The sequence below is a fragment of the Gammaproteobacteria bacterium genome, from assembly GCA_041395725.1.
In the GTDB taxonomy this organism is placed as follows: Bacteria; Pseudomonadota; Gammaproteobacteria; order Pseudomonadales; family Pseudohongiellaceae; genus NORP240.
This window is the reverse complement of the sequence record JAWKZW010000001.1, coordinates 475,535-486,055: the sequence shown is the minus strand read 5'-3', so window position 1 is coordinate 486,055 and position 10,521 is coordinate 475,535. Positions and strand designations below refer to the sequence as shown.

The following is a 10,521-nucleotide window of genomic DNA, read 5'->3' as shown; positions in this document are numbered from 1 at the left end:
TTGATATCCGGAATTCTGCTCGTATACTACTTTATGCTCTTAACCTGGGTCATATTCATTATGGACGTGACTCGAGTTCACTCTGTTGCAAGCACAGCAAGTAACCCCAATCGCCCATGAGGAATAGTGAAATGGCCGAAATGGAAGATCGTTGGTTGTCGATCAGTGAGATATGCAAACACCTCGGGGTCAGTAATGACACCGTGTACAAGTGGATCGACAAAGGGGGTATGCCCGCTCACCGCATGGGCCGTCTTTGGAAGTTCAAGAAATACGAAGTCGACGAGTGGGTTAAGGCTGGCGGTGCGGCAGATATTGCGGGGTCGGATAAATCGGAATGAGCCCAAGGAACGGAAAAAACAATTCAGTCGATCTGGATATCGGGATCCTCTCCGGACATCTCTGGGAGGCAGCCAATATCCTGCGCGGTCCTGTCGACGCGGCCGACTTCAAGACCTACATCTTCCCGCTGCTTTTCTTCAAACGGCTCTCCGATGTTTATGACGAAGAGTATGCCGTTGCACTGGAAGAGTCCGACGGTGACGTGGAATTCGCACAGTTCCCCGAGAACCACCGATTCCAGGTTTCGGAGGGCTGCCATTGGCAAGATGTTCGGGCCAAAAGCGCCAATATCGGTCATGCACTCCAGAAGGCCATGCGCTGCATCGAACAGGCCAATCCTGACACCCTGCACGGTATCTTCGGCGATGCCCAGTGGACCAACAAGGACCGCCTTTCGGACGCACTGCTCAAGGACCTGATCGAACACTTCTCGTCGCTCAATCTGGGTAATGAGCACTGCAAGGCGGATATCCTCGGCCAGGCCTACGAATACCTGATCAAGAAATTTGCCGACCTCACCAATAAGAAGGCCGGCGAGTTCTATACCCCGCGCTCCGTGGTCGCGCTGATGGTCCGCATCCTTGCGCCCAAGGCCGGGGAAACCATCTATGATCCGGCCTGCGGTACCGGCGGCATGCTCCTCGAGGCGTTGCACCATGTCAAAGAGCATGGCGGTGACGAGAACCTCATGCTGGGCAAGCTCTATGGCCAGGAAAAGAACCTGACCACATCCTCCATCGCCCGGATGAACCTCTTTCTACACGGCGCGGAAGATTTCCATATCGAACGCGGTGACACGCTGCGCTTGCCCGCCTTTTACTCAGGCGACAGCCTCGCAACCTTTGACTGTGTCATCGCCAATCCTCCCTTCTCCCTGGAAAAGTGGGGGGATGATGTCTGGGTCAATGATCCTTACGGGCGCAACTTTGCCGGGTTGCCGCCGGCCAAGTCCGGCGACTTCGCCTGGGTTCAGCACATGATCAAATCCATGGCCCGTAAATCAGGCCGTATGGCGGTAGTAGTACCCCATGGCGTGCTGTTCCGCATGTCCAAGGAAGGCAAAATCCGCCGCAAGTTGCTGGAGATGGACATTCTCGAAGCGGTGATCGGTCTTGGCCAAAACATTTTCTACGGTACCGGTCTCGCACCTTGCTTGCTGGTATTCCGGGACAGCAAGCCCAAGGCTCACCGCCAAAAGGTGTTGTTCATCGACGCCTCGAAGGAGTTCAAGACCGGTCGGGCACAGAACGAACTATTGCCGGAGCACGTGGACAACATCCACCACTGGTACGAAGGCTATCAGGATGTCGAAGGGATTAGCCGGATAGTCACTCTCGATGAAATCCGGGAAAACGACTTCAACCTGAATATCCCCCGTTACGTGGAACCGGTGATCGAGGAAGAATCCATGACCATCGATCAGGCCGTCGCCAACCTCAAGGAATCGCTGAAAGCAGCGTATGCGGCTGAGGATCGCCTGAAAGGGCTGCTGATACGGGAGGGCCTGCTGTGAAGATGTATCAGTACCAATCGCCCATCGGCCGTTTCCTCATCAAACCGCAAGCCAATAGCCGCTGGGGCCTGTGGTTCAAGGACGAATTGCTTGGCTCCTATCACTCAGTCCTGGCTGCGGCTGATGACGTCTATACCCAAGCAACCGGCGATTACGACTGGGACTCTCTGGATGGCGTCGATATTCCAACGGACATTTACGAATGGGAAGTGATAGCGCAATGAAGATGAGCAAGCACATTTCCCAATCAGTGCTCGAATCCTATCTCTGGGGTGCTGCCACCTTGCTACGTGGCTACATCGACGCCGGGGATTACAAACAGTTCATCTTCCCGCTGCTGTTCTACAAGCGTCTGTGCGATGTGTACGACGAAGAGCTGGCTGAGGCGCTGGATGAATCAGGCGGTGATCAGGAATACGCCGCGCTGCCCGAGCAGCACCGCTTCCAGATTCCGGAGGATGCTCACTGGAAGGCCACCCGCACCAAGGTCAAGAACGTGGGCAAGGCCATCCAGGACGCCCTGCGTAGCATAGAGAAGGCCAACCCCGATACCTTGTACGGGGTCTTCGGCGATGCCCAGTGGACCAATAAGGAGCGTCTGCCGGATCACATGCTGCGCGAGCTGATCGAGCACTTCAGTTCTCAGACGCTTTCGGTTTCCAACTGCCCGGAGGATGAGCTGGGTGTGGGTTACGAGTTTCTGATCAAGAAGTTCGCCGACGATTCCGGGCACACCGCTGCGGAGTTCTATACCAACCGCACCGTGGTTCACCTGATGACCGAGATGCTCGAACCCAAACCAGGCGAGTCGATCTATGATCCGACGTGCGGTTCGGCCGGCATGCTGCTCTCCGCCGTTACCCATATCAAGCGGCAGAACAAGGAATGGCGCAACCTGCGGCTGTTCGGTCAGGAACGCAACCTGCTCACCTCGGCCATCGGCCGGATGAATTTGTTCCTGCACGGCATTGAGGACTTCCGCATCGTCCGGGGCGATACCCTGGCCCATCCTGCATTTGTCGAAGGCGATCGGCTCATGCAGTTCGATGTAGTGCTGGCTAATCCGCCGTACTCCATCAAGCAGTGGGACCGCGATGCCTGGTCCGCCGATCCGTGGGGCCGGAACATCTACGGCACTCCACCTCAGGGCCGTGCCGACTACGCCTTTTGGCAGCACATCATCAAGAGCATGAAGGCCAGGAGCGGCCGCTGCGCCATCCTGTTTCCGCATGGTGTCCTCTTCCGCAACGAAGAGTCGGCCATGCGCGAAAAGCTGGTCGCCCATGATGTGGTGGAATGTGTGCTGGGTCTCGGGCCCAACCTCTTTTACAACTCTCCCATGGAGGCCTGCGTCGTCATCTGCCGGATGAACAAACCCAAGGAGCGCAGGAACAAGGTGCTCTTCATAAACGCGGTGAACGAGGTGACCCGCGAACGGGCGCAGAGCTTTCTCACCGACGACCACCTCCAGCGTATTGTCTCCGCTTACCAGGCCTTTGGCGATGAGGACGGTTTTGCCCGGGTTGTCGGTAATGACGAGATCCGGGAGAGAAACAGCAACCTCAGTATTCCACTCTACGTCCGGTCCGAAAACGGAAACGGCAATGGCAAAGGAGCGGCCGAAGCGGTCAGCCTCAAGCAGGCTATTGCGAACTGGCAGGAAAGCTCGATGGCATTACGAGATTCGATGGAGGGCCTCTTCGCGGTGCTTGAGGACGCACGGGTGACGGGAGGTGGCAAATGAGTACGCAGCTCCAGAAGCCCGGCTGGAACATGGTCAAGTTTGGCGATATCGCCCAGAACATTGCTGTGAGGGTGGACCCGGCCGACGCAAAGACTGACGTCTATGTCGGACTGGAACACCTCGATCCCAGCACGATTCATTTACGCCAGTGGGGGAACCCGTCCGATGTCTCCGGACAGAAGCTGGTCTTCAAGAAGGGCGATGTGATTTTCGGCCGCCGCCGTGCGTATCAACGCAAACTCGCCGTGGCCGAGTTTGACGGCATCTGCTCGGCACATGCCATGGTCGTCCGCGCAAAACCCAAGATGATTCTGCCGGAGTTTTTGCCGTTCTTTCTGCAATCCGACATGTTCATGGAGCGGGCTATCGAAATATCGGTGGGCTCGCTCTCACCGACGATCAACTGGAAGACCCTGAAAGTGCAGGAATTCCAGCTGCCGCCCATTGATGAACAGAAGCGCATTGCCGAGATCCTGTGGGCTGCCGATGAGTCATTTAATCAACATCAGCAGAGTAACGACAATCTGATGTCGGTAAAAAGAACCTTGCTGAATCGACTAACAGTCAGGGGAATTGGACAGCATGCAACCCAGCACACCAGGCTTGGTGAAATACCAGTCCACTGGCGTCTCGCTACTGTTGAAGACGTAACATCGATTTGCCAATATGGTTTGTCTATACCTTTGAATGAATCTGGCCAATATCCGATTCTCCGAATGATGAACTACGACGATGGACGGATCATTGCCAACGATTTGAAATACGTTGACTTAGATGATTCAGATTTCAATTCATTCAAGGTTCACAAAGGCGACATACTTTTCAATAGAACGAACAGTGCCGATTTGGTCGGCAAGGTCGGAATATTTGATCTTGAAGGGGATTATGTATTCGCATCATACTTGGTTCGCCTGAGAGCGGATGAGGACCAAATCCTTCCTGACTTCCTCAATCATTATCTGAATTCAGGTCTCGGCCAAAGAAGGCTTCTTGCCTATGCCACTCCCGGTGTGAGTCAAACTAATATCAGCGCAGGAAACTTGAAAAAGGTGCTGGTTCCACTACCTCCGATGGAGGAGCAGAAGCAGATTGTTGAAGTGCTCAATAATTTGGAGCTTAGAAAGCATCTTCAAAGGAACCATGTCGCCGAAGCAAAAAAATGCTTGGCTGCTCTGATAAACAACATGGTCGGAGCGACGATAGCTGAAGAGGAATCCCATGTTTAATGAAGAAAATACCGTCGAACAGATGGTTCTCGACACGCTCTGCGGCGGCGTGACTTCGAACATGGTTGCCGAAGAGCTCGCGAGCTACGGTGGCGCATGCAATAGAAACCAAGGAGGGTTACTCCATGGCCTTTAAAATCCCTCAGAAGTCTTCGGTATCCATCAAAGATCCTGAATCGTTGTTCCGCGACCTGCGGGACCGTACCGTAGAAGGCCTTCTTGCGCAGCAGGCAGACATGCTGCGCAACTACATGGACCATGTCGACAATCGTGATATCGCACTTGAGCTGCCCACCGGCAGCGGCAAGACCCTGGTTGGCCTCCTGATCGCAGAGTGGCGCAGAAGAACAAAACGGGAGAGATGTGTACTGCTCTGTCCTACCAAACAGCTTGTACATCAGGTCGTTGAACAGGCCAAAGAAAAATACGGAATCAACGCTCTTGATTTCTCGGGGTCCAAACACCAGTACCCGGAGGCCGACAAGACCGCTTTCAATAATTGCGAATCAATAGGCGTTGCCACCTATAGCGCTCTGTTCAACACAAATCCGTTTTTCAGTGACGTTCATACAATCATTTTTGACGATGCCCACGCCGCCGAGAATTATGTTTCGAGTTTCTGGTCGTTGGAGGTCCGGCGCTATCAGGATGAATCCACCTTCGATGCAATCTGGCAGATCATCGCGCCTTACACCACGGAAAATGACCAGCTCCGTTACGACCAGGGTAATGAGGGATCGCTTGATACGTCCTTCGTGAACAAGATTCCGACACCTTATGTACTCAAGTGCAGGACCGCTCTGACGGCAGCGATTGACAATGCCTCCAGAGACGATGAGAGCCCGGAGGAATACGGTTATCGATGGCGCATGATCAGAGATCACCTCCACGCCTGCCATCTCTATTACACCAGCAATTCCATTCTCATTCGTCCTCTTATAGCGCCCACCAAGAGCTTTGCGCCGTTTCAGAATGCGCGGCAGCGCATTTATATGTCCGCTACTCTCGGAGAAGGCGGGGATCTGGAAAGAATTTTCGGGCGGAAAAAGATCGAGCGGATACCTGCTCCAGAGGGCTGGGATAAGCAGGGAATCGGTCGACGTTTCTTCGTGTTTCCTATGCGGAATTGGGATGAAGCGGCTTCATTGAGTCTCGCGATTTCCTGGACTACGAAATTTGACAGAGCGCTCGTCCTCACCCCAAGCAACCGTGATGCTGATAAAGTCAGAGAAGCCATTGGAGCACTTCCGGCGACGCAGGGTCATACCCTCTTTGACGCCGCACAACTGGAGGCGTCGAAGAAATCATTCACCCAGGCCGGTTCCGCCATTGCGGTTCTGGCGAACAGGTATGACGGAATCGATCTGATCGGAGACGAATGCAGATACCTGATCATCTATGGTCTTCCGGAATCTACGAATCTGCAGGAGCGCTTCATCATCAGCCGCCTTGGGGCCTCTGTTCTCTTCCAGGTTCGCATCCGCACCAGGATCACTCAGGCGGTAGGAAGATGCACACGTTCATCAACCGACTACGCGCTCGTGGTGATCATCGGCGACAAGGTGCATCAGTATTTCCACATGCCAGAAAAGCGAGAAACACTGCATCCGGAACTTCAGGCCGAAGTCAATTTCGGTGTCGAACAATCAAAAGTCGATAATCCGTCTGAACTGGGGGATAACATCGACATATTCGTTGCCCACGGGCCAGAGTGGAAATCGGCTGATAACCATATATTGGAAACAAGAGACGAACTGACTCAATCGCCCATACCATCGGCAAGTCCGCTCGGAAACTCTGTGGTGCATGAAGTGAAATTTCACGATGCCCTTTGGTCCGGCGATTTTGACAGCGCGCTCTCTTCAGCAAAAGACGTGTTGGCCAGCCTTGCCGGTGGGCATGATCTGAAGGGATATTCTGCTCTCTGGAACTACCTTGCTGGCTCAGCAGCCTACCAGTCGGAGCAAGCACCGGTAGCTCAAGAACATTTTTCTGCTGCCTTTTCATGCGCCAGTACGTTGCCATGGCTCAAACAGATTCAAAAGCTGCTCTCCAACCAGACACAGGAAGCACCTGTCGATGTCATTTATGGAGAGCGCATCGAGCGTATAGAAGGAGTCCTTGAACGGTTTGGAAAGTCCGGCAGCGTAAAAATCGAAAAGTATTTCCAGGCCATCCGGGAAGGGCTTTCAAGTACGGAGGCGAAGCCGTTTGAAGAAGCGCAGGTCAAGCTCGGTCGCCTGCTGGGCTTTGAATCGGGGAACACTGAGCGATCCGGAGACCCGGACCCGTGGTGGATTTTTGGGCGACAGGGCGTTGTTTTTGAGGATTACACGGCAACCGGAGAGAACCCTGTCGTCTCAAAAGAGAAAACACTTCAGGCCAAGGCCCATCCGGACACACTCGCAGCAGAACACCCAGGAGTAAGTTTCTCGGTCGTGTTCTGCTCGACATCGGACAAATTGCATTTTGCTGCGGAACCTCATACGGGCGATGTTTTTTACATCAGCGTTGAAGACTTCAAGAAGTTTTCAGAAGAATGCATGACAACAATGCGTACGCTCTGGGACTCTTTCCAGTCGCCTGGAGTCATTGAATGGAGGGAGCTTGCTGCACGCAAGATGGCCGAAGCGAAACTGGGAAGTGATGACATTCTGGCAAGATTGACGAGCAAAAAACTTTCCTCATTGGCAGGAGGCGGACAGAAATGACCTACTTCAATGAGGAAAATACGATTGAACAACTCGTTCTTGACACATTGTCTGACAAGGATAACCAGTGGTGTGTTGCCAAGCCGCAAGCTGATCATCTCGATTCACACCTCACCCTTCATATTTCAAGTCTTAAATGGCGCTTTGTGGCCGCCGAGGAGCTACCCCGCCAGGACGCTGACGTGCTGGTGGAGTCGATGGTGCGCGAGGCCCTCATTCGCCTGAACCCGGAAATCATGGCCCAGCCAGATCGCGCCGATGAGGTGCTCTACCGTTTGCGAACCATTCCTCTGTCGGTACAGAGCGAAGGCCTCGTGCGTGCCAACGAACTTTTCGCTGAATGGCTGCGGGGCGAGAAGTCCATGCCCTTCGGCGAACGTGGCGAATATACGCCGGTGCGCCTGATCGACTTCGAGAATCTCAGCAACAACGACTACTTGGTCACCAACCAGTGGGTCTATCCGGTCAAGGAAGGCGGCCGCCGCTTCGACATCATCATGCTGGTCAATGGCATTCCGCTGGTGATCGGCGAAGCCAAGACGCCGGTGCGCCCGGCGGTGACCTGGGTGGACGGGGCCAGCGATATCCACAACGGCTACGAACAGAGCGTGCCGCAGATGTTCGTGCCCAACGTCCTCTCCTTTGCCACCGAGGGCAAGTGCTATCGCTATGGCTCGGTGCGCATGCCTATTGATATCTGGGGGCCGTGGCACGAAGGCGAGAACAAGGCCGAGGGAACGCTTGTGGACGTGCAGCGTACCATCCGCTCCATGCTGCGCCCCCATGTGGTGCTGGACATCCTGCAGAACTTCACCCTGTTTGCCACCGACAAGAAACACCGGCGCATCAAAATTATCTGCCGCTATCAACAATACGAGGCCGCCAACCTGATGGTGGCCCGCGTGGTGAAGGGCTATCCCAAGAAAGGTCTGATCTGGCACTTCCAGGGCTCGGGAAAGTCATTGTTGATGGTGTTCGCGGCCCAGAAACTACGGATGCATCGCAATCTCGGTAATCCTACGGTGATGATCGTGGTGGACCGCATCGATCTGGATACCCAGATCACCGCCACCTTCAACGCTGCCGATATTCCCAACATGATCGGGGCTGCTACCCGGCAGGAGTTGCAAAGCCTGCTGGCAGCCGATACCCGAAAGATCATTATCACCACCATTCATAAGTTCGGCGAGGCGGGTGGCCGCCTGAACGAGCGCCCGAACATCATCGTGATGGTGGACGAGGCGCACCGTACCCAGGAGGGTGATCTCGGTCGCCAGATGCGCGATGCGCTACCCAATGCATTCCTGTTTGGCCTGACCGGCACACCGATCAACAAGCGGGACCGCAACACATTCTGGGCCTTCGGCGCGGATGAAGACGTGCAGGGCTACATGAGCCGCTACTCGTTCCAGGATTCGATCCGGGACAAGGCCACGCTGCCGCTGCACTTCGAGGCGGTGGACGTGAAGCTGCACATCAACAAGGACGCCATCGACGAAGCCTACTCTCAGATGACCGATGAGCTGAGCGAGCTGGATCGCGACGACCTGGCCAAGCGGGCCGCCAAAATGGCGGTGCTGATCAAGGCCCCGGCGCGGGTGAACGCCATCTGCCAGCACATCGTCACGCACTTCCAGGAAAAGGTGGAGCCGAACGGCTTCAAGGCCCAGGTGGTGACCTTCGACCGTGAATGCTGCGTGCTCTACAAGAAGGCCATGGACGAGTTGGTCGGTCCGGAGGCCAGCGCCATCGTCATGCACACCCAGGGTGGAAAGTCCGATGATTACGCGGAATGGAAGCTGGCCAAGGACGAGGAGGAAAAGCTCCTCGACCGGTTCCGCGATCCGAACGACCCGCTCAAATTCCTGATCGTCACTTCCAAGCTGCTGACCGGTTTCGATGCGCCGATTCTGCAGGTGATGTACCTCGACAAGCCGATGAAGGATCACAACCTGCTGCAGGCCATCTGCCGCACCAACCGTGTCTACCCCGGCAAGACCCATGGCTTGATCGTGGATTACCTCGGCATCTTCGATGACGTGGCCACCGCCCTCGATTTCGATGAGAAGGCGGTGCAGAAGGTCATCACCAACCTGGATGACCTCAAGAAAGAGCTGCCCGGCGTGGTGGCGAGATGCCTGGCGTTCTTCCCCGGGGTGGACCGCACCGTCGGCGGCTACGAGGGACTGATCGCGGCGCAGGATTGTCTGCCGGATAACGAGACCCGGGATAAGTTTGCGGCGGAATACTCGGTGCTCTCCCGTCTCTGGGAAGCGTTGTCTCCACACCCCTGCCTGGGGTCTTACCAAACCGAATACAAATGGCTGACCCAGATCTATGAATCGGTGAAACCGCCGAGCGGTAACGGCAAACTGCTCTGGCATACGCTTGGGGCAAAGACCATCGAACTGGTCCACGAAAATGTCCACCTGGAAACGGTACGGGACGATTTAGACACCCTTGTGATGGATGCCGAAGTGCTTGAGGGATTACTCGATGCCAAGGACCCGGACAAGAAATCCAAAGAGATCGAGATCAAGATTATCGCCCGATTGCGCAAGCACAAGGATAACCCGAAGTTCGTCGCCCTGGGCGAGCGTCTCGAAAAGTTGAAAGAGCGGCATGAGCAGGGGCTGCTACACAGCATCGATTTCCTCAAGGAACTGCTTATCCTGGCCAAGGAGGTCGTTCAGGCCGAGAAGCGGGTGGACCCCGTTGATGAACAGGCCAAGGCCAAAGCGGCGCTGACCGAACTGTTCGTTGAGGTGAAGAGCGGCAAGACGCCGGTCGTGGTCGAGCGGATTGTGGCCGACATCGATGAGATTGTACGCCTGGTTCGCTTTCCGGGTTGGCAGGACACCAAGGCCGGAGAACGTGAAGTGCAGAAAGCGCTGCGCAAGGTGATCTACGTCAAATACAAGATCAAGGATCAGGACCTGTTTGACAAGGCATTCGGATATATCCGGCAGTACTACTGAGTGGGAG

At 55.1% G+C, this 10,521-nt stretch carries 8 protein-coding genes; all 8 read left to right on the top strand.

Going from position 1 to position 10,521, the window contains the following annotated elements; genetic code table 11:
* Positions 1 to 131 precede the first annotated feature (131 nt).
* Genes R3F50_02060 through R3F50_02025 form a run of 8 tightly spaced genes read left to right on the top strand, consistent with a single transcriptional unit; the run spans position 132 to position 10,514 of the window.
* The gene (locus tag R3F50_02060; GenBank protein MEZ5489087.1) at positions 132 to 341 is read left to right on the top strand and encodes a helix-turn-helix domain-containing protein; all 210 of its coding nucleotides are present in this window, start codon (positions 132 to 134) and stop codon (positions 339 to 341) included.
* On the top strand, positions 338 to 1,855 hold the full coding sequence (locus R3F50_02055; GenBank protein ID MEZ5489086.1) for a class I SAM-dependent DNA methyltransferase: 1,518 nt from the start codon (positions 338 to 340) through the stop codon (positions 1,853 to 1,855). Before R3F50_02060 ends, R3F50_02055 begins: the two co-directional genes overlap by 4 nt.
* A 2-nt stretch (positions 1,856 to 1,857) precedes the next feature.
* Entirely contained in the window at positions 1,858 to 2,079 is a 222-nt protein-coding gene (locus tag R3F50_02050) for a hypothetical protein (protein MEZ5489085.1), read from the top strand.
* Positions 2,076 to 3,599 carry a class I SAM-dependent DNA methyltransferase gene (locus R3F50_02045; protein MEZ5489084.1) on the top strand — a complete coding sequence of 508 codons (1,524 nt, stop codon included), beginning with the start codon at positions 2,076 to 2,078 and terminating at the stop codon, positions 3,597 to 3,599. The genes R3F50_02050 and R3F50_02045 overlap by 4 nt, the downstream gene beginning before the upstream one ends.
* Entirely contained in the window at positions 3,596 to 4,825 is a 1,230-nt protein-coding gene (locus R3F50_02040) for a restriction endonuclease subunit S (GenBank protein MEZ5489083.1), read from the top strand. The genes R3F50_02045 and R3F50_02040 overlap by 4 nt, the downstream gene beginning before the upstream one ends.
* Complete coding sequence (locus R3F50_02035) at positions 4,818 to 4,961, top strand: hypothetical protein (protein MEZ5489082.1); 144 nt, start codon at positions 4,818 to 4,820, stop codon at positions 4,959 to 4,961. The genes R3F50_02040 and R3F50_02035 overlap by 8 nt, the downstream gene beginning before the upstream one ends.
* On the top strand, positions 4,951 to 7,536 hold the full coding sequence (locus R3F50_02030) for a DEAD/DEAH box helicase (protein ID MEZ5489081.1): 2,586 nt from the start codon (positions 4,951 to 4,953) through the stop codon (positions 7,534 to 7,536). The genes R3F50_02035 and R3F50_02030 overlap by 11 nt, the downstream gene beginning before the upstream one ends.
* Positions 7,533 to 10,514 (top strand): type I restriction endonuclease subunit R, encoded by a 2,982-nt coding sequence (locus R3F50_02025; GenBank protein MEZ5489080.1) that lies wholly within the window; start codon positions 7,533 to 7,535, stop codon positions 10,512 to 10,514. Before R3F50_02030 ends, R3F50_02025 begins: the two co-directional genes overlap by 4 nt.
* The last annotated feature ends 7 nt before the right edge of the window (positions 10,515 to 10,521 follow it).

What these genes read in the sequence shown, in the direction of transcription:
- R3F50_02060 (MEZ5489087.1), top strand. Translation starts at nt 132, where the DNA reads ATGGCCGAAATGGAAGATCGTTGGTTGTCGATCAGTGAGATATGCAAA.
- R3F50_02055 (MEZ5489086.1), top strand. Translation starts at nt 338, where the DNA reads ATGAGCCCAAGGAACGGAAAAAACAATTCAGTCGATCTGGATATCGGG.
- R3F50_02050 (MEZ5489085.1), top strand. Translation starts at nt 1,858, where the DNA reads ATGTATCAGTACCAATCGCCCATCGGCCGTTTCCTCATCAAACCGCAA.
- R3F50_02045 (MEZ5489084.1), top strand. Translation starts at nt 2,076, where the DNA reads ATGAAGATGAGCAAGCACATTTCCCAATCAGTGCTCGAATCCTATCTC.
- R3F50_02040 (MEZ5489083.1), top strand. Translation starts at nt 3,596, where the DNA reads ATGAGTACGCAGCTCCAGAAGCCCGGCTGGAACATGGTCAAGTTTGGC.
- R3F50_02035 (MEZ5489082.1), top strand. Translation starts at nt 4,818, where the DNA reads ATGTTTAATGAAGAAAATACCGTCGAACAGATGGTTCTCGACACGCTC.
- R3F50_02030 (MEZ5489081.1), top strand. Translation starts at nt 4,951, where the DNA reads ATGGCCTTTAAAATCCCTCAGAAGTCTTCGGTATCCATCAAAGATCCT.
- R3F50_02025 (MEZ5489080.1), top strand. Translation starts at nt 7,533, where the DNA reads ATGACCTACTTCAATGAGGAAAATACGATTGAACAACTCGTTCTTGAC.